Here is an 18,924-nt window from a genome sequence, read left to right on the forward strand (position 1 = left end):
TTTAAAATAAAAAAGAGCCACCGAAGTGACTCTTTTAATTATCAACTCATTGCAGGTAATGGCGGAGGTGTTGATGGACCATCTTTCGGCGGTTCAAGATCTGATACAGGATTTTCTGCAACGTAAACTTTTGGTGGCCGTGGTTCACGGCCTTCCATAATGTCACGTACCTGTTCGCGATCAATTGTTTCCCATTCCATCAATGCTTTAACCATCACATGAGCTTTTTCTTTATTTTGCTCAAGAATGTCCCATGCAACTTTATATTGCTCGTCCAGAATACGACGAACTTCTGCATCAACTTGTTGTTGAGTTGCTTCAGAAATCGTACGGCTACCAATACTGCCTAAGAAAGACTGTTGGCTATCATCTTCATAAACCATGACACCCATTTTGTCCGACATACCGTATTTGGTCACCATAGCACGTGCAATTTTAGTTGCACGTTCAAAATCATTTGAAGCACCTGTAGACTGCTGGTTAATAAAGATCTCTTCAGCAATACGACCACCAAACAAAATTGAGATTTCATTTAGCATTTTGTCTTTGTAATTACTGATTTGATCTTGCTCAGGCAACTGCCAAGTTACGCCTAACGCCCAACCACGTGGCATAATCGTAACTTTATGCACAGGATCAGTTCCAGGGAGAACTTCTGCCACAATTGCATGACCAGACTCATGGTAAGCAGTCGCACGGCGCTCTTCATCACGAATGATCATTGATTTACGCTCAGGGCCCATATAGATCTTGTCTTTAGCATCTTCAAAATCATGCATATCGACCGTATTTTTATTACGGCGAGCTGCAAACAAAGCTGCTTCATTCACAAGATTTGCTAATTGAGCGCCTGAGAATCCAGGTGTACCACGGGCAAGAACTTTTACATCAACGCCCGTAACAGATGGCAATTTACGCAAATGCACATTAAGAATTTGTTCACGACCTTTGATGTCTGGCAAACCAACCATCACCTGACGGTCAAAACGGCCTGGACGAAGTAATGCTTTATCAAGAACATCGGCGCGGTTTGTCGCCGCAATCACGATAATTCCTTCATTACCTTCAAAACCATCCATTTCAACCAGCATCTGGTTTAAGGTCTGTTCACGTTCATCATGACCACCGCCTGTGCCTGAACCACGATGACGACCCACTGCATCAATCTCATCAATAAAGATGATACATGGTGCATGACGTTTAGCTTGTTCAAACATATCGCGAACTCGCGAAGCACCAACACCCACGAACATTTCAACGAAATCAGAACCCGAAATACTAAAGAATGGGACTTTTGCTTCACCCGCAATTGCTTTAGCAAGCAAAGTTTTACCCGTACCTGGAGGACCGACCATTAAAACGCCTTTAGGAATAGATGCTCCAAGACGTTTAAACTTAGCAGGGTCTTTCAAGAAATCTACAATTTCAACAACTTCTTGTTTTGCTTCATCACAACCAGCAACATCAGAAAATGTCACTTTGATTTGATCTTCAGCAAGCATTTTGGCTTTAGACTTACCAAAACTCATTGGGCCATTTTTGCCGCCTGCACCACCACCCATGTTACGCATAAAGAACATGAATAACAAAATAATCAAAAGCACAGGGAAGCTTGCAATGAGTAGTTGCATCAAAACACCTTGACGCTGTGGTGCAGTACCTTCAACCACAACATTGTTTTTGATCAAACTTGGCATAAGTTCAGGGTCTTGAACCGCTGGGCGAATACTTTCAAAATCTGAACCGTTCTTTTTTTCGCCAGTGATTTTTTCGCCATCTATAGTGACTTGTTTAATTTGGCCCGCGTTTACCGCAGCAACAAACTCAGAGTAGTTCATTTCTGACGGTTTCTTGTGATCACTGATATTGCTGAAAATTAATATCAGTGCTCCAAGTATCACTAGCCACAACACGGCGTTTTTGAAGAGATCGCTCAAAGCTTTATTCCCATATCATCAATCTAATTTAATCATGCCCTACTACTAGGGTGATCTATTCTCAAACAAGCGAGTCATCACACTCAAGCTGCCTTGAATTGTACAACATGCACAATTTTTATCGACTTGGCAAGTCAACTTTATTGCGATGTCTTCTTACGACCCTGCCCAATCAGAAAAACTTCTTTTGAGCGTGCTCGTGATGCCGCTGGCTTTGCTGTTTTCAATACATCAAAACTATCGACAACTTGTTTACGAAACTCGTCAAACCCTGTTCCTTGGAAAACTTTAACTACAAACTGCCCATTTGGCCCGAGAACCTTATTCGCAAAATCTAGAGCAAGTTCACAAAGGTAAATTTGACGAGGTTGATCAACAGCCCTATTACCTGATGTATTGGGGGCCATATCTGAAATTACAACGTCAACTTGACGTCCATTTAAAATATTTAACAATTTTTCGAAAACTTCTTCTTCACGAAAATCGCCTTGCAAGAAAGTAACATCTGGCAGAGCATCCATTTCCAAGATATCAGAAGCGACAACCAAACCCTTTGAGCCGACGAGTTTACCTGCGATTTGTGACCAACTCCCTGGAGCTGCGCCCAAATCCACAACTGTCATACCTGGCTTGATAATTCTATATTTCTCTTGGATTTCAAGAAGCTTATATGCAGCACGCGCGCGATAACCTTCCTTTTGTGCTTTTTTGACAAAAGGGTCATCTAAGTGCTCTCTCATCCACGCACGACTACTTTTAGACAGCTTTTGGTTGGTAATGCGTGTTGCCATAATCATCTATATTTAAAAACATTAATTGTCTATTGTACGAAAAAAAGATATTACTTGCAGTATTGATCTGTATAGAAACACATGACTTTTTCTGATGCTGTTTATCGTTAGTCTGAGAAATTTAAAACTTGTTGATGTTTTAAACTTATCCTTAATAAAAAATGCTTATATTCATCTTTTGATGATTTAGCCACTGACAAAAACAATTTAGCATACTTTTTCAAAAAATTAATCATCAAAAAATATGCATTTATGTGATTAGGTCTAAGTTTTTTATACGGTTCGCTGTACAATTTGCTATACTGTTGCGCTTTTCAAAATCAGGTTTATTTCATGGCAACGTTATCTATTCAAGAACGCAAACGTTTACGTCAAATTGGTCACGCCTTAAATCCAGTTGTTATGATTGGTGGTCAAGGTTTAACTGACAGCGTAATTGAAGAAACAGTTCGTGCTTTAGCTGATCACGAATTGATCAAAATCAAAATTGCGGGTGAAGACCGCGATGCTCGTGCAGAGATTACTGATGCGATTGCACAAGCGACACAATCAGAAGTTGTACAAAAGATTGGTAAAATTGTTCTGCTTTATAAAAAGGCAGCAAAACAAAATCAAAAACTATCTAATCTGGTTCGCCACGCTCACCTTTCTAAATAATCAGAGATTTGTATGGCAAGTTACGAGCTACAAGCTTTTCATCGCCTTGATGAGATTTCATTGGTTGGTGCAATTGAATATCAGGCACCTTACACCCTGAATATCGGCTTTTGGCTGCGTGACCCGCTACAATTGATTCATTGGCCAGACTTACAAGCATCTCACCCTCGCCATGACTTTCTATGGGAAAAAACCTGTTTTGAGTTATTTATCGGGGTGAAAAATGAAGATTATTATCGTGAAATAAACCTGTCTCCATCTCAAGCTTGGCAATGCTATCAATTTGAAGAATATCGTTATCCAGAAGATATGCCACCTCAAGCAGCGTATGATATTGAACTGGTCAACTTACAGCGTACCCATTACGGTTTAAATGCTACACTTGATCTAAGCCTGTTTATGCAAAAATACCAGCTCAAATGGCAAGACTTATTTATAGGTCTTTCTGCTGTTCTAGATACAGCAAAAGGCTTAAATTTTTACGCGATGCAACATAGTGGTCGCCAAGCTGACTTTCACAATAAGCGCGATTGGCTACATATTTTCTAAATAAAAACGGGCACATAAAATGCCCGTTTTCTATTTAAAGAAACGATTTCACTTATTCAGTTTCTTTTTCTTTCTCAGGCTTTACTTCAGTCGGTTTTTTCTCTTCCGTATCTTTAACTTTATGCCAAGCCTCTACAGCATTACTTTTTGTGCGCTGTATTGTTTCAGCAACATGTTCTTTATGCTTTGAAGAAAATTGAGTGACATCTTCTTTCACTTCTTTCGTTAATTTAGAAAACTCCTCAACAATAGAAGCAAATTCTATTTTCACAACTTCCTTCAATTCAATCAGGTCATCTTGTGACAAAGTAAATTTATCGCGAAAATCATTAAAATGAACAAGAAAATCTTCTTTGAGTTTTTTAACTTGCTCTTGGAGAGTCGCACTAGCTTCTTTGACTTCTGCACCAATATCAGCAGCCTGCTCTGCAGCTTTTTCTTTCACCTCCTCAAGTTTAACTTCTGCTGCTTCAACTTTTTTCTCAACTTTTGCCTTCACTTCTGTTGCGGCTTGTTCAAGTTGTTCTGTTTTTTCTTGTAGCGTTGTTTTTGTCGCCATGATTCAGCTCCTTTTTCACAAAGAAATTGATTTATTAATGGTTACCAATCTAGCAAACTGCAGTATTTCCCACCATAAAATTGTCTAACAATTAACGAATTCTCACATAATGACACTACTTTTTTCTCAAGTGATGCATATCCTTTTTACATACCTTTAGTCTGATTGATTATTTATAAATTACGTGGACTTTCCCAATCGATATGCGTACAATATGTTTTTAAGTTACAAGCGAGCAGACCAAGGGAGGGCATGTTTTTTAGACAGCCGCCTTTTTTTATGTCTACTCGCTTTTTTACAGCTTAAAAATTCAGGAGCTTTGGTTTGAGCACCCCCGCCATTTTAGCCCTCGCAGATGGAACTATCTTTAAAGGTACCTCTATCGGCGCTACGGGATGTACGACTGGTGAAGTCGTTTTTAATACTGCCATGACTGGCTATCAAGAAATTCTAACTGACCCAAGTTATGCACAACAACTTGTGACTTTAACTTATCCGCATATCGGGAATACGGGTTGTAACGCAGAAGATTCTGAATCAGGTCGTATCCATAAAGTATGGGCGAACGGTTTAATCATCCGCGATCTTCCATTACTTCACAGTAATTTCCGTGCTGAACAATCTTTAGGCGAGTATCTTGCACAGCATAACGTTGTTGCGATTGCTGACATTGATACCCGTAAATTGACACGTATTCTTCGTGAAAAAGGTGCACAAAACGGCTGTATCCTTGCTGGTGAAAACATCACTGAAGAGCAAGCTCTTGCTAAAGCACGCGAATTTGGCGGTCTAAATGGTTTAGACCTTGCTAAAGAGTGCTGTGATCCTGAAGGCTTTGAATGGACTGAAGGTTCATGGGCTTTAGGTCAAGGCTTTGCACAACCTGAATTTAAATATCATGTCGTTGCATATGATTACGGTGTCAAAACCAACATCTTACGTATGCTTGCAGACCGCGGTTGTAAATTAACTGTTGTTCCTGCACAGACTCCTGCTGAGAAAGTTCTCGCATTAAATCCTGATGGCGTATTTTTGTCGAATGGTCCTGGTGACCCAGCGGCATGTGACTACGCAATTGAAGCTGTAAAAACTATTGTTGAAACCACAACTTTACCTGTATTTGGTATTTGTTTAGGTCATCAAATCCTTGCTCTCTCTTCTGGTGCAAAAACAATCAAAATGGGTCATGGTCACCACGGTGCAAACCATCCTGTACAAAACCTTGAAACAGGTACAGTGATGATTACATCGCAAAACCACGGTTTCGCAGTTGATGCAGATACACTTCCAGCAAACTTAAAAGCAACACATAAATCGTTGTTTGACGGCACGCTACAAGGTATCCACCGCACAGACAAACCAGCGTTTAGCTTCCAAGGTCACCCTGAAGCAAGCCCAGGCCCACATGACTGTGCCCCACTGTTCGATCATTTCATCGAACTTATTGAAGCCGCTAAGAAGTAATTAAGGAGCGAATAATGCCTAAACGTACGGATATTAAAAGCATCTTAATTATTGGTGCTGGTCCTATTGTGATTGGTCAAGCCTGTGAGTTTGACTATTCTGGTGCACAAGCCTGTAAAGCACTTCGTGAAGAAGGCTACCGCGTTATTTTGGTGAACTCTAACCCAGCGACCATTATGACCGACCCTTCAATGGCCGATGCAACTTACATCGAGCCAATCACTTGGCAAACTGTTGCACAAATCATTGAGAAAGAGCGTCCAGATGCTGTTCTTCCTACAATGGGTGGTCAAACGGCATTGAACTGCGCGCTTGCACTTGATGAACACGGTATTTTAGAAAAATACAATGTTGAATTGATCGGTGCGACCAAAGACGCGATTGAAAAAGCTGAAGACCGTAAACTGTTTGACATCGCAATGCGTAAAATTGGACTTGAATGTCCTCGCGCTGACGTTGCAGAAAGCATGGAACATGCTTTAGAAATTCAAGCACGTTTCGGTTTTCCTGTAATCATTCGTCCATCATTCACGATGGGTGGTTCAGGTGGCGGTATTGCGTATAACAAAGAAGAATTCATCGAAATTTGTGAACGCGGTTTCGACCTTTCTCCAACTAAACAGTTATTGATTGATGAATCTTTAATTGGTTGGAAAGAGTACGAAATGGAAGTTGTTCGTGACAAAAACGACAACTGTATCATTGTTTGTGCGATTGAAAACTTCGACCCAATGGGCGTGCACACAGGTGACTCAATCACTGTTGCCCCTGCGCAAACATTGACGGACAAAGAATATCAAATCATGCGTAATGCATCGATTGCTGTTCTTCGTGAGATCGGTGTTGAAACGGGTGGTTCAAACGTTCAGTTCGGTATTAACCCGAAAGATGGTCGTATGGTTGTAATCGAGATGAACCCTCGTGTTTCTCGTTCATCTGCACTTGCATCTAAAGCAACTGGTTTCCCGATTGCAAAAATCGCAGCAAAATTGGCAGTTGGTTACACACTTGATGAGCTTAAAAATGACATCACTGGCGGTGTAACACCTGCGTCATTCGAACCAGCAATCGACTATGTTGTGACCAAAATTCCACGTTTCAACTTTGAGAAATTCCCTCAAGCTGAACCTGTATTGACCACACAGATGAAATCTGTGGGTGAAGTGATGGCAATTGGCCGTAACTTCCAAGAATCAGTACAAAAAGCACTTCGTGGTCTTGAAGTTGGCGTTTGTGGTTTTGACGAACAAATCGCTGTAGGTACAGAAGGCGCGAAAGATAAGATCTTAAAAGAACTTAAAGTTCCAGGTCCTGAGCGTATTTGGTATGTTGCTGATGCCTTCCGTCACGGCTTTAGCCTTGATGACGTGTTTGAAGCAACCAAGATTGACCGTTGGTTCTTGATTCAGATCGAAGACATCATCAAAACTGAAGCTCAAGTAAAAGCTTTAGGCTTTGGCGACTTGACTGCTGACAATATCCGTTCATTCAAACGTAAAGGTTTATCTGACCTTCGCATTGCGAACTTGATGGGTATTTCACAAAAACAATTCCGTAAGCACCGTTGGAACTTGGGCGTTTACCCAGTTTACAAACGTGTTGATACCTGTGCAGCAGAATTCGAATCTGGCACTGCCTACATGTACTCAACTTACGATGAAGAATGTGAAGCAAATCCTTCAGCGAAAGACAAGATCATGGTGATTGGCGGTGGTCCAAACCGTATCGGCCAAGGTATCGAATTTGACTACTGCTGTGTACACGCTGCGCTTGCAATGCGTGATGACGGTTATGAAACAATCATGGTGAACTGTAACCCTGAAACTGTTTCTACCGACTATGACACTTCAGATCGTTTGTACTTCGAACCAATTACTTTGGAAGATGTCCTTGAAATCGTACGTACTGAAAAGCCAAAAGGCATTATCGTACAGTACGGTGGTCAAACTCCGCTTAAATTGGCTCGTGCTTTAGAAGAAGCAGGTGCACCAATTATTGGTACATCTCCAGATGCGATTGACCGTGCAGAAGACCGTGAACGTTTCCAGCAAATGATTCAACGCCTGCAATTACGTCAACCAAACAACAGCATCGTAAAATCTGCTGAAGAAGGTATTTCTGAAGCTGCGAAAGTGGGTTATCCGCTAGTTGTTCGTCCATCTTATGTATTGGGTGGTCGTGCAATGGAAATCGTATATAACGAAGATGAGTTAAAACGCTACCTTCGTGAAGCGGTTCAAGCCTCTAACGAAGCGCCTGTACTTCTTGACCATTTCTTGGATTCAGCCATCGAAGTTGACGTTGACTGCGTATCTGACGGTAAAGATGTGGTGATTGGCGGGATCATGCAGCACATCGAACAAGCGGGTATTCACTCTGGTGACTCTGCATGTTCGATTCCTCCATACTCGCTTTCTCAAGAAATCCAAGACGAAATGCGCCGTCAAACTGTTGCTATGGCGAAAGAGCTTGGCGTTATCGGTTTAATGAACGTACAGTTTGCGGTTAAAGGCAACGACATTTACATTCTTGAAGTGAACCCACGTGCATCACGTACTGTTCCTTTCGTATCTAAATGTATTGGTGAATCTTTAGCGAAAGTTGCTGCACGTTGTATGGCAGGTCAGTCTTTAGAATCTCAAGGTTTCACCAAAGAGATTATTCCGACTCACTTTGCTGTTAAAGAAGCGGTATTCCCATTTGCAAAATTCCCTGGTGTTGACCCAATGCTTGGACCTGAGATGAAATCTACAGGGGAAGTGATGGGTGTTGGTAAATCATTTGGTGAAGCATTCTATAAAGCTGTTTTAGGCTCAAATGAACGTTTACCAGGCTTACCAACAGAAGGCGAAGTTAAACATGCATTCTTGTCTGTTCGTGATTCAGACAAAGAACACGTGGTTGATATTGCCAAACGCCTTGCTGACTATGGTTTCAAACTGGTTGCAACTTCTGGTACGCACAAAGTATTGAGCGATGCGGGTGTTGAATGCGAACGCGTAAATAAAGTAACCGAAGGGCGTCCACACATTGTAGACCGCTTGAAAAATGGTGAAATACACCTTATTGTCAATACCACTGAGGGCAAACGTGCTCAGTATGACTCAGCTATGATTCGTCGTGCTGCTCTACAAGGTAAAGTGTACTACACAACCACCATTAACGGTGCTGAAGCAGTTTGCCAAGCCTTTGCGATTCAATTACCAATGGATGTATATCGCTTGCAAGATTTGCAAAACTAATTCCTAATCCAATAAGTCCCGTCACCTTATTGGTGGCGGGACTTTTATTTTTTTTAAACGGTATAATCCCATTTCATTTCGAGGGACTAAAATGCAACGTTATCCAATGACGCCTGAGGGCAAAGCAGCTTTAGAGAAAGAATTACAGCATTTAAAAACTGTTGAGCGTCCACGTATTATTCAAGCCATTGCTGAAGCACGTGAACATGGTGACTTAAAAGAAAATGCTGAGTATCACGCTGCTCGTGAACAGCAAGGTTTCTGTGAAGGTCGTATTCAGGACATCGAAGGCAAGCTTGGTGCATGCCAAGTGATTGATGTGAATGATCTTGAGCAGAATGGCCGCGTTGTATTTGGGGTAACAGTGACCATTGAAAACCTTGATACTGAAGAACGCAAAACCTATAAAATCGTAGGTGATGATGAAGCAGATTTCAAAATTAATAAAATCTCGGTCAATTCACCAATCGCACGTGGACTTTTAGGTAAAAATGACGGCGATGAAGCAAAAATCGTCACACCACAAGGTGAAGTCGAATACGAAATTGTAAAAGTAGAATATCTATAAAAATTAAGGAAGTACAATGTACTTCCTTTTTTTAGCTCACTGCTTCGGCATAAACTTCATAAGCTGCATCGAAAGTATTGACATGCAAGGGTACAAGCTCTGCTAAAGGCTGATAACCTCCCGCTAAAACAAACATCAGGGGAAGATTATTTTGTTTTGCCAAAGAAAAAACTAAATAATCTCGCTGCTTAAGTAATTCAGTTGTAAACCAAGCCGAACCAAAACGATCATTTTGATGACAATCCATCCCTGCCTGATAAATAATCAGATCTGCCCCCCAAGCAATCGCATTATTAAAACCCTGCTGAATCGCTTTGGCATATTGTTCAAATGAACCTTCCGCTTTATCAATATGATGCGTCAGACTACGATCATGGTGTGCGCAGCCAAAAGGAATCCCAAAAATACTATAATTAAATAAGTTCGTTAATCTCAAGGTAAATTCCGCAGTGCCATTCCCGCCATGCTGATCACAATCAAGGATAAAAATTTTCTTTTTCGGAAAGTGCTGTGCCACCAAAGCCAGACCATTAAACGTGCAATATGCCAAACCACGCTCATACACAGCATGATGGAAACCTTGTGCAATATTGGCAGAGATTCCATCTTGGAAAGCCAGTTCTGCTGCTGCTAACTGCCCTCCCTGAACACTCAACACGGCATCACGTAGTTGCTCATTCCAAGGTTTAAACCCTTGCGCACTTGCAAGCGGTTTTTCACCTTGTATAAATGCCTCAACATAATTAGGCTCATGCAATTTTTTGAGCAAATCCACATCGACCAATTCAGGTTCAACCAACTCAATATAGCTCTTGCCGTGTAAAACCTCAGCAACAGCAGTTAGTTTTTCCATGCTATTAGTGTGTGTCTTGGCATAATACCGCGAGGAATAACACACACGGATCTTTTTAAGCATCATCTAAATTTGCTCATTTGCAATATCAACCAATTGAGACAATCTGGTTGTTTCTGGACTAAAAAGGTTATTGTCAATTTGCTGTTTAAAATGTGTTGTGAATGTTCTTTGTCGATTTTCAGGACTCACCGCCAATGTAGTTAATCTTAAAAACCAAAACTTTACAGCATCCACAGGAATGACGTGCCCTCTCACCTTTTGGTTTGGGCGTTTATTTTCAATCTGTTCAAGATCATAGTCTAAAGAGAATAAACTGCCTGCGGGAAGGCAAACACCATTCATGAGTACAGGGGCCAGACTGATACAAGAATGGTTATCTCCCATATTCATTTTTTCTAACAGAATGGGGCAATTATTATGATCAACAAAAATATTGATCGACCCCTGACGTAAAATACGATGGTGAGCAATCTGTAAAAAGAAATCCTCCGCCATTGGACAAGACCCCACTTTAGGCTTGTCTTGAGAACATGTCAGTTCCACATATTCATGTTGCTGATTATTTTTCGGCAAAACAATATCCGCGATTAAACGACAGATCAGTTTACTTTCCTCTAGCACTGCATTTTCATGAATCTGACGCAAGTTCTGCTGAAACTGGGTTTCCTGAAATAATAAATTCGTAGCCGCATTTCCATCGGCGTGATGCGTGTTCAGATAGTTTTTAACTTCAGGAGATTCATCCAGATTTCTCCAGTCATCTAGTTCTAAACCCTGTTGTTTTAAAATCGGAAACTTTGCTTTTAAGTTAGAAACTTTATAATCGCTAAAAATTCGATAATCCTTATTGTCCTCACTCTCTCTTGGCTCATTGATGAACTCTGCCAGTAATCGTGTGGCCTGCGTATAACCACAACCCCGACGCTCACTTTGATGACTAAAATGCTCATTGAGCATTTCAGTTAATTTTCCTGAGAGTGGAATCAGCTTTTCTTTAAACAGCGTAACAACTTCGTGATCTTGTTCTTGCATGACTTATCATTATTTTTAAATATTTCCCTTGTTGTATCATATCGTTCCGTGAGTGAAAAGCACTTCACGTGATACAACTTAACTTTTGTCTTTTATAGTACCCACTGATATTGACTCAGTTTAATTCGCCCCTGAATCACCATAACACCTTCATCAATTAAGCGCTGAGCCTGAATATTTTCACCATGTTCATTCATTTGATTTAAGCTAATTTTCCCTTGTGAATTAATCACTCGATGCCAAGGCATATCGCTATTTCCATCAAGATTTTGCAAAACTTTTCCAACCAAACGTGCATGGCGCGGTAGTCCAGCCATTTTAGCAACTTGCCCATAGGTCGCCACTTTGCCATACGGAATGCTGGCAACAACTTCCAAAATTTGGCGATATAACTCAACTTGCATAAATGCCTCATATTAAAAAGCCATCTGGACGATGGCTTGAATATTTAGAAATTTCGCGGATTTTCCAACTGGTTACGCTCAGTCATTTTGCTTGGATCATGCAATGCAGCCACACCATCATCCGCCTTAACATCGGTAATCTGTTCTGGGTTATAAACGGTAATGGTTTCATTGCCGTTTGCATCTTCCCCCACAATATACTTGATTCCCTTACGATTCATTTTATGGCATACACGCTGATACCAACCTTTAAAACCATCTGTTTCTTCATGCGGATTATAGTAAAAAGCATTCATGACCGCAGGTAAACCTAACCCACAGACTAGACCTGATGATAGTACCGTAATAAACGTATAACCAATTAATATACTGCTATATGGACTTAATGCTGGATGGTTGGCAACAGCCAGAATTAATGCCAGTGATAAACCACCACGCACCCCACCCCAACTTAAAATCGTTAGACTGCCATTGTAGCTATTCTTACGAAAGCTTGGGAAAAAGGCAAAAGACAGGAAGTTTGCAGCGAAACGGGAAATATGCAGAACAATAAAGGCAATAATGCCACCCAAAATCATGCTGGCATTGAGATCTAAAATAAACAGTTCCAGACCAATTAAGGTAAACAGGAATGAGTTAATAATGCCTTCTACTGTATGCCAGAAATGATTAATTTCACGTGTCGAACTTTCAGGCAAAATATCTTGCCAACGATTTCCGACAATCAAACCGCCAATCACACAGGCGATCGGTGCAGATGCATGGGCAAACAAAGCCACCAAATAAGAACCACAAGCCAACAATGCTGTGGTCAAAATCAAAGATTCTGGTTCATGTTTTCCACGAAGTAATCGCAAAATAAATTGACCAAAAGCCCAGCCAATTAATACCGCAACGATAATCTCGTAAAAGAGTGCATCCAATGTGCCAATTAAATTAAAGTTCTTGCCTTGAATCACATTCAACAAGGTCATAAACACGGCAATACACATGGCATCATTAAATAGCGATTCGCCTTCAAGCTTCACAATCAAATGATGTGGTGCACGAACAGAACTCAATACACCTTTAATCCCAATCGGGTCAGTTGCACCTAAAGCAGAACCAAGCAATAACAACACCACAATAGGAACTGGATGTCCGACCAAGATTTGAAAACCAAAAAGCATTCCACCAAATAATAAAGCACATAACACCAAGGAAATACTGGCAAGAATGCTGATGGGTTTCCAATGGTTACGTAAATCAGAAATCTTAAATTTCAGCGCTGACGACGTTAAAATAAAACAAATCACACCGTTAATTAAAAAATCATAAAAGTCGATGTGACGAACTGCATTCTGAATGTTATGAATATTAATCGTGATAAAGTTATTACCACTGAGCAGGCTTGCACCCCATTGTAAAATAAAGACAAAAATGGCTGATACAATTGGCACACCAATCGCCTGAGGGAAACCTAAAACACGTTTATTGAAAATTGTAGTGGCAATAGATAGGGCAAAAACGACTGTGAAAACTTGTAAAATAAAATAGCTACCCATAAACACCCTACTGACAAATAATGTTGTTTTACATAAATAAAAGCTCTACGACGAAAAAATACGTCAGATGTATTTTACAATTTTTTGGACTTTTTTTCGATAAAAATTTCAGTAAAAACTTAAAGAATGAAATTTTTAACTCAATTTAGATTAAATAATGAAATAAAAATTATATTTATAGATTTTCTTTATTCATACTACATCAGTATATAAACATATCTATTGTTTACGATGCTGTTTCAAAAACTTCCAGACCGCCTCTGTCGAATCAAACTGATTTGCATCTTCAGCCTCTACCCACGTATGCCCTTCCTCTTTCAATAGATAAACCTGGAGATCTGCTTTACAAGATTTGTAAGACCAGACTTCAAACTGTTTAGAATCCGATTGTGTTTTCGACTGACACTGATTTGTTTTTTGCCAACGCTCTAGGGTTTGATTTAACGACAAAAATGGCTGGGCTTGCGCACGAGCAACAAATCTCATCTGACTCATTCCACCCTCTATAGGTACAACACGATCTTTCAAACCATGCACAATCAGTAAAGGCATACTAGCTGGAGGTTGTTCCTGTCCCACAAACATGGCAGCAGAAACAACAGCCGCAGCTGCAAATGGCGTTTTCTTCTGAGCAATCAATTGATAGGTCAGCATTCCCCCGTTTGAGAAACCGACCATATAAATACGATGTGAATTAACTGGATATTGCAGTTGTGCAACCTGTAGAACCGACTGAAAAAAGCAGCGTCAGCACTTTGCTGTTGTTGAGCTTGACCACAACATCCACCAGCATTCCAAGTAGCCGCTTGTGCATTGGGCGCAATGACAATCAAACCTTCGCGTTCAGCTACACTTTGCCAACGCTTAAGCATACGTGAAGCATTGCCACCACCTCCATGTAAAACCAACACCAAAGGTGCAGGCTGCTGCTGATGATGTGCATCAAGTACAAGATATTCTCGTTCAATACCTTGTATCTGTAAATGCCGTTCAACTGGCTGTTGCGCCATGACCTCAGAGGAACCCCAAAAACCGAAACAGATCAACAGCAGAGTGACCCAACGCATAAGGGTATACCTCTTATAAGCTTTGCTGAAACGTATCACAGGCTGATAAGTCCTGTGCATGTAAGCCCTGCTGGAACCATTTAATCCGTTGCTGACTTGTCCCGTGAGTGAAGCTGTCAGGAACAATTTGCCCTTGGCTACGCTTTTGCAGATAGTCATCACCAATTTTTTCAGCAGCATCAACTGCTTCCTCAACATCGCCTTGTTGCAAGAAGTGTGTTCGCTGATTGTTATATTTTGCCCAAATACCAGCAAAACAGTCAGCTTGTAACTCTTGTTTGACTGAAAGCTGATTCGACTGTTTTTGACTCATCTGTTGGCGCTGTGCGTAAACCTTTTCAGAAATACCTAACAGGTTTTGAACATGATGACCCACTTCATGCGCAATCACATAAGCCATCGCAAAATCTCCAGCCTGATCCTGCCTTGAGAGCTGAGTACTGTTTTTCTCACCAGAAACCCCCAACTGTTGACGCATTTCAACAAAGAAATCTGTATCTAGATAGATACTCCGGTCTGAAGGACAATAAAAAGGCCCCATCGCAGATTGCCCAGTCCCACAGGCTGTTGGTGTAGACTGACGATAAAGCACCAATTTAGCAGGGGTATATTGTAGACCTTGCTGCTTGAAAATGACTTTCCAGGTATCTTCCGTATCAGCAAGGACAGTAGACACAAATTGTTTTGCTTCTTGTTGCTCGGCTGTTGGATTTTGGATGGTTTGAGAAGAAGCTGGCTGCTGCTGTGTAGTCAATTGCTTGGTTACCTGATACGCCTGCTGCGGATCTGCACCAAAGAATTTCCATGCCACAAATGCAACCACGAGTCCCAGAATACTGATTCCACCCGTTTTCGCTGCCCCACCACCACGACGGTCTTCTACATTGTCACTTTCTCGACGTCCTTTCCATTCCATAGCAACACCTTTTATTTAATTTGCACGACGAAAAATCTTGCTGATTACGGTCATTGCCACAAGGACAATCACTCCAGCAATCATGCCGATACCAAAATTGAGTAGCATAGGAGTAATGCTTCCCAAAATTTGTCCAACAGTTGGGATCACTTCAGCCTGATTCATTGCATGTTCAGTAAAATGATGGGCAAAAGGAACCGCATGACTGATAATGCCACCACCCACCAAAAACATGGCAATAGTCCCAACAACAGTCAATGTTTTCATCAACCTTGGAGCAAATGCCAATAGCAGATTTCCTATATACTGTTTTGCCGCTTGCTCTTTTTGAGTCAAATACAAACCCAGATCATCAATTTTAACGATTACAGCAACCAATCCATAAACCCCAAGCGTCATGGTAAAAGCAATCAAACTCATCACAATAATTTTATCTAGGAGAGGAGCTGTCGCGACAGTTCCAAGTGTAATCACCACAATTTCAGCAGATAAGATAAAATCAGTACGAATTGCACCTTTAATCTTATCTCTTTCATAAGTGACAAGATCTTCTGGTAATTCTGGAATTTCACTGACATCAGTATGTTTTTTGGTTTGCAAAGTATGCAAGACCTTTTCCACACCTTCATAACATAAAAATAAACCACCCAACACCAAAAGTGGATTAATAATCCAAGGTGCAAAAATACTGACAATCAGGGCCACTGGCACCAAAATACATTTATTGAGCAATGAGCCCTTTGTCACAGCCCAAACAACTGGAAGCTCTCGTTCTGCCTTTACCCCTGACACTTGTTGTGCATTCAGTGCAAGGTCATCCCCTAAAACACCCGCTGTTTTTTGTGCTGCTGTTTTACTCATTAAAGCAACATCATCTAATAAAGTTGCAATATCATCTAATAGTAGTAATAAGCTACTTGCCATAAGTGGTCCGATATAAATTATTTTCTTGCATTGTAAAGTGTTTTTAAGATGCAAATCTAACAATCTTGATGAATTGCCTGACTTTGGCATAAGACATCACTTCGCTTATGCCTTACAATAACTGCATTTTTGAAAAACGATCAAAGCACAGCGTTTAGGATATCCCATGACAACAGCAGATCAACGCCCAATTATTTTGACTGGTGACCGCCCAACTGGACAACTCCATTTAGGTCACTTTGTTGGTTCACTTCGCTCACGTGTTGGTTTACAAGACACACATCATCAACACATTTTATTAGCTGATGCACAAGCATTGACTGACAATGCCGATAACTTTGAAAAAGTTCGTCGTAATGTCATTGAAGTTGCGACAGATTATCTAGCAGTCGGTATCGACCCGACTAAAACAACGATTTGTGTTCAGTCTCATTTATCTGCTTTAAATGAACTGACCATGCTGTATTTAAACTTCGTGACTGTGGCACGTTTAGAACGTAATCCAACCATCAAATCTGAAATTCAGATGCGTGGTTTTGAGCGTGATATTCCCGCAGGTTTCTTATGCTACCCAGTGGCTCAAGCTGCCGACATCACTGCATTTAAAGCGACAGTTGTTCCTGTGGGTGAAGATCAAATCCCCATGATCGAACAAACCAATGAAATTGTTCGTCGTGTAAACCGCCAAATTGGCCGTGATTTACTCCCAGAATGTAAAGCATTGCTATCAAATGTTGGTCGTTTACCTGGATTTGACGGGAAAGCTAAAATGTCAAAATCTTTGGGTAACACCATTGTGTTAAATGCGACAGACAAGGACATTAAAAAAGCTGTTAATGCAATGTATACAGATCCAAATCACTTGCGCATTGAAGATCCAGGTCAAGTTGAAGGCAATGTGGTGTTTACTTATTTAGATGCCTTCGATCCAAACAAAGAAGAGTTAGAGGAGTTGAAAGCATACTATCGTCGCGGCGGTTTAGGTGATGGTACGGTGAAAAAACGTCTTGAAGGTATTCTAAAAGATTTGATCGCTCCAATTCGTGAACGCCGTAACGAGTTATCTAAAGATCCTGACTATATTATGGATGTTTTGAAAGCAGGTACTCAAAAGTGTCAAGTGATTACCCAAAACACTTTAGATGAAGTGAAAGATGGCCTTGGAATGTTCCGTTTCTGAGCAAAATGTCAGAAAAACCATCCCAAAAGTGACCATTTTTGTTAATTTCAAACAAAACGTGCAACAAATAGTGTCGTTTTTTTACGTTATTTAACACTTAGTCTATATAAAAGCCTATTAATTTAGTCTGCTTTTTTATATACTAACTCTATAGCGTTTAGTTGTTACAACTAAATGACATTTCTCCATTTTACGGAACTGTTTTCAGTTTTTCGTTGTTCTACGCAGTGGTCACCCCAACCATTGCGTATTTTTTTGTCTAAAAATCCTCAAAAAAAATCAAGTTTCCACTTTCATGAAAACTTGATTTTTAAACTTTAGAGAAATTACAACTTAAACCAATTTTTTCTCTTTTAAGACTTCCAGCATGGTCGCACCAATTTCTGCAGGACTACGTGTATAAGCCATACCTGCGCGCTCAAATGCCATAAATTTCTCTTCCGCAGTCCCTTTACCACCAGAAATAATCGCGCCTGCATGCCCCATACGTTTACCTTTTGGTGCTGTCACTCCTGCAATATAACCAACAACAGGCTTAGTCACATTGGACTGGATATATTCAGCAGCTTCTTCCTCGGCCGTTCCACCAATTTCACCAATCATAATAATGGCATCGGTATCTGGATCATCTTGGAAAAGTTTTAAAGCATCAATTTGATTCATACCTGGAATCGGATCTCCTCCAATCCCAATACAAGTCGACTGCCCAAGTCCTAATTTTGTGGTTTGAGACACTGCTTCATAGGTCAAAGTACCTGAGCGTGAGATAATACCAATCCGCCCAGCTTGATGAATATGACCTGGCATAATCCCAATTTTACATTGGTCAGGTGTAATAATACCTGGACAGTTTGGCCCAATCAGACGTGTATTCTGACCACATGTTTCCAAATAGCGTTTTGCTTTTAACATATCCAGAGTTGGAACACCTTCCGTGATCACCACAATCAAACCAATCCCTGTATCAATTGCTTCAATTACAGAATCTAATACATAAGGTGCAGGGACATAAATGACTGAAGCATCTGCCTGAGTCTCATTCACAGCATCTTGCATGGTATTAAATACAGGTAGGTCTAAATGTGTTTGCCCACCTTTACCTGGTGTGACACCACCCACCACTTTCGTTCCGTAATTTAAGGCTTGTACCGAATGGAAAGTTCCGTTTTTTCCTGTGAAGCCTTGCACTAAAACTTTTGTATCTTTATTGATTAATACGCTCATGCTGAAATTC

The 18,924-nt window shown here is 40.7% G+C and carries 18 protein-coding genes; 6 read left to right on the forward strand and 12 right to left on the reverse strand.

The window, feature by feature from the left end; all coding sequences use genetic code 11:
• Positions 1-41: 41 nt before the first annotated feature.
• Positions 42-1,937 (reverse strand): ATP-dependent zinc metalloprotease FtsH, encoded by a 1,896-nt coding sequence (gene ftsH / locus C1A47_RS04850; protein WP_111892956.1) that lies wholly within the window; start codon positions 1,935-1,937, stop codon positions 42-44.
• 140 nt (positions 1,938-2,077) lie between these two features.
• A complete protein-coding gene (rlmE, locus tag C1A47_RS04855) occupies positions 2,078-2,728 on the reverse strand; it encodes a 23S rRNA (uridine(2552)-2'-O)-methyltransferase RlmE (protein ID WP_111893105.1) in 651 nt (216 codons plus the stop codon).
• A 333-nt stretch (positions 2,729-3,061) separates the two neighbouring features.
• Between rlmE and yhbY the strand changes: the two genes are divergently transcribed.
• Together yhbY and C1A47_RS04865 are read left to right on the forward strand one after the other, a co-directional pair.
• A complete protein-coding gene (yhbY, locus tag C1A47_RS04860; RefSeq protein WP_111892958.1) occupies positions 3,062-3,385 on the forward strand; it encodes a ribosome assembly RNA-binding protein YhbY in 324 nt (107 codons plus the stop codon).
• A gap of 12 nt (positions 3,386-3,397) precedes the next feature.
• Positions 3,398-3,934 (forward strand): DOMON-like domain-containing protein, encoded by a 537-nt coding sequence (locus tag C1A47_RS04865; protein ID WP_111892960.1) that lies wholly within the window; start codon positions 3,398-3,400, stop codon positions 3,932-3,934.
• Positions 3,935-3,986: 52 nt separating this feature from the next.
• Here C1A47_RS04865 and C1A47_RS04870 read toward each other — a convergent pair whose 3' ends face one another.
• Positions 3,987-4,493, reverse strand: a complete 507-nt coding sequence (locus tag C1A47_RS04870; RefSeq protein WP_111892962.1) for a hypothetical protein — start codon at positions 4,491-4,493, stop codon at positions 3,987-3,989.
• Positions 4,494-4,817: 324 nt separating this feature from the next.
• On the opposite strand from C1A47_RS04870, the gene carA reads away from it, so the two are divergent.
• The 3 genes from carA (at position 4,818) to greA (ending at position 9,767) form a co-directional block, all read left to right on the forward strand.
• Positions 4,818-5,957, forward strand: a complete 1,140-nt coding sequence (gene carA, locus C1A47_RS04875; protein ID WP_111892964.1) for a glutamine-hydrolyzing carbamoyl-phosphate synthase small subunit — start codon at positions 4,818-4,820, stop codon at positions 5,955-5,957.
• 14 nt (positions 5,958-5,971) lie between these two features.
• Entirely contained in the window at positions 5,972-9,199 is a 3,228-nt protein-coding gene (carB, locus tag C1A47_RS04880; RefSeq protein ID WP_111892966.1) for a carbamoyl-phosphate synthase large subunit, read from the forward strand.
• Positions 9,200-9,290: 91 nt separating this feature from the next.
• Positions 9,291-9,767: a transcription elongation factor GreA gene (greA, locus tag C1A47_RS04885; protein WP_111892968.1), complete on the forward strand. Its 477-nt coding sequence runs from the start codon at positions 9,291-9,293 to the stop codon at positions 9,765-9,767.
• Positions 9,768-9,798: 31 nt separating this feature from the next.
• Here greA and C1A47_RS04890 read toward each other — a convergent pair whose 3' ends face one another.
• From C1A47_RS04890 to C1A47_RS04920, 8 genes are all read right to left on the reverse strand, one after another.
• On the reverse strand, positions 9,799-10,683 hold the full coding sequence (locus tag C1A47_RS04890) for a histone deacetylase (RefSeq protein ID WP_111893107.1): 885 nt from the start codon (positions 10,681-10,683) through the stop codon (positions 9,799-9,801).
• A gap of 3 nt (positions 10,684-10,686) precedes the next feature.
• Positions 10,687-11,655, reverse strand: coding sequence for a phytochelatin synthase family protein (locus C1A47_RS04895; RefSeq protein ID WP_111892970.1), 969 nt, complete (start codon positions 11,653-11,655; stop codon positions 10,687-10,689).
• A 92-nt stretch (positions 11,656-11,747) separates the two neighbouring features.
• Positions 11,748-12,059: an MGMT family protein gene (locus C1A47_RS04900; RefSeq protein WP_111892972.1), complete on the reverse strand. Its 312-nt coding sequence runs from the start codon at positions 12,057-12,059 to the stop codon at positions 11,748-11,750.
• 44 nt (positions 12,060-12,103) lie between these two features.
• Positions 12,104-13,603 (reverse strand): cation:proton antiporter, encoded by a 1,500-nt coding sequence (locus tag C1A47_RS04905; RefSeq protein WP_111892974.1) that lies wholly within the window; start codon positions 13,601-13,603, stop codon positions 12,104-12,106.
• Between the two features lie 219 nt (positions 13,604-13,822).
• Positions 13,823-14,281, reverse strand: a complete 459-nt coding sequence (locus C1A47_RS17825; protein ID WP_264756256.1) for a hypothetical protein — start codon at positions 14,279-14,281, stop codon at positions 13,823-13,825.
• A complete protein-coding gene (locus C1A47_RS17830) occupies positions 14,251-14,670 on the reverse strand; it encodes a hypothetical protein (protein WP_227539732.1) in 420 nt (139 codons plus the stop codon). Before C1A47_RS17830 ends, C1A47_RS17825 begins: the two co-directional genes overlap by 31 nt.
• A 13-nt stretch (positions 14,671-14,683) precedes the next feature.
• A complete protein-coding gene (locus tag C1A47_RS04915; protein ID WP_111892976.1) occupies positions 14,684-15,586 on the reverse strand; it encodes a neutral zinc metallopeptidase in 903 nt (300 codons plus the stop codon).
• A gap of 15 nt (positions 15,587-15,601) precedes the next feature.
• Positions 15,602-16,510 (reverse strand): DUF808 domain-containing protein, encoded by a 909-nt coding sequence (locus tag C1A47_RS04920; RefSeq protein ID WP_111892978.1) that lies wholly within the window; start codon positions 16,508-16,510, stop codon positions 15,602-15,604.
• Between the two features lie 166 nt (positions 16,511-16,676).
• Here C1A47_RS04920 and trpS point away from each other — a divergent pair, with 166 nt between their 5' ends.
• On the forward strand, positions 16,677-17,690 hold the full coding sequence (trpS, locus tag C1A47_RS04925) for a tryptophan--tRNA ligase (RefSeq protein ID WP_111892980.1): 1,014 nt from the start codon (positions 16,677-16,679) through the stop codon (positions 17,688-17,690).
• A 333-nt stretch (positions 17,691-18,023) separates the two neighbouring features.
• On the opposite strand, the gene sucD is transcribed toward trpS, so the two are convergent.
• Positions 18,024-18,914, reverse strand: a complete 891-nt coding sequence (sucD, locus tag C1A47_RS04930) for a succinate--CoA ligase subunit alpha (RefSeq protein WP_111892982.1) — start codon at positions 18,912-18,914, stop codon at positions 18,024-18,026.
• Positions 18,915-18,924 lie beyond the last annotated feature (10 nt).

The sequence above is a fragment of the Acinetobacter sp. MB5 genome, assembly GCF_003261585.1.
GTDB lineage: Bacteria > Pseudomonadota > Gammaproteobacteria > Pseudomonadales > Moraxellaceae > Acinetobacter.

What these genes read in the sequence shown, in the direction of transcription:
- rlmE (WP_111893105.1), bottom strand. Translation starts at nt 2,728, where the DNA reads ATGGCAACACGCATTACCAACCAAAAGCTGTCTAAAAGTAGTCGTGCG.
- yhbY (WP_111892958.1), top strand. Translation starts at nt 3,062, where the DNA reads ATGGCAACGTTATCTATTCAAGAACGCAAACGTTTACGTCAAATTGGT.
- C1A47_RS04865 (WP_111892960.1), top strand. Translation starts at nt 3,398, where the DNA reads ATGGCAAGTTACGAGCTACAAGCTTTTCATCGCCTTGATGAGATTTCA.
- C1A47_RS04870 (WP_111892962.1), bottom strand. Translation starts at nt 4,493, where the DNA reads ATGGCGACAAAAACAACGCTACAAGAAAAAACAGAACAACTTGAACAA.
- carB (WP_111892966.1), top strand. Translation starts at nt 5,972, where the DNA reads ATGCCTAAACGTACGGATATTAAAAGCATCTTAATTATTGGTGCTGGT.
- greA (WP_111892968.1), top strand. Translation starts at nt 9,291, where the DNA reads ATGCAACGTTATCCAATGACGCCTGAGGGCAAAGCAGCTTTAGAGAAA.
- C1A47_RS04890 (WP_111893107.1), bottom strand. Translation starts at nt 10,683, where the DNA reads ATGCTTAAAAAGATCCGTGTGTGTTATTCCTCGCGGTATTATGCCAAG.
- C1A47_RS04895 (WP_111892970.1), bottom strand. Translation starts at nt 11,655, where the DNA reads ATGCAAGAACAAGATCACGAAGTTGTTACGCTGTTTAAAGAAAAGCTG.
- C1A47_RS04900 (WP_111892972.1), bottom strand. Translation starts at nt 12,059, where the DNA reads ATGCAAGTTGAGTTATATCGCCAAATTTTGGAAGTTGTTGCCAGCATT.
- C1A47_RS04905 (WP_111892974.1), bottom strand. Translation starts at nt 13,603, where the DNA reads ATGGGTAGCTATTTTATTTTACAAGTTTTCACAGTCGTTTTTGCCCTA.
- C1A47_RS17825 (WP_264756256.1), bottom strand. Translation starts at nt 14,281, where the DNA reads ATGGTCGGTTTCTCAAACGGGGGAATGCTGACCTATCAATTGATTGCT.
- C1A47_RS17830 (WP_227539732.1), bottom strand. Translation starts at nt 14,670, where the DNA reads ATGCGTTGGGTCACTCTGCTGTTGATCTGTTTCGGTTTTTGGGGTTCC.
- C1A47_RS04915 (WP_111892976.1), bottom strand. Translation starts at nt 15,586, where the DNA reads ATGGAATGGAAAGGACGTCGAGAAAGTGACAATGTAGAAGACCGTCGT.
- C1A47_RS04920 (WP_111892978.1), bottom strand. Translation starts at nt 16,510, where the DNA reads ATGGCAAGTAGCTTATTACTACTATTAGATGATATTGCAACTTTATTA.
- trpS (WP_111892980.1), top strand. Translation starts at nt 16,677, where the DNA reads ATGACAACAGCAGATCAACGCCCAATTATTTTGACTGGTGACCGCCCA.
- sucD (WP_111892982.1), bottom strand. Translation starts at nt 18,914, where the DNA reads ATGAGCGTATTAATCAATAAAGATACAAAAGTTTTAGTGCAAGGCTTC.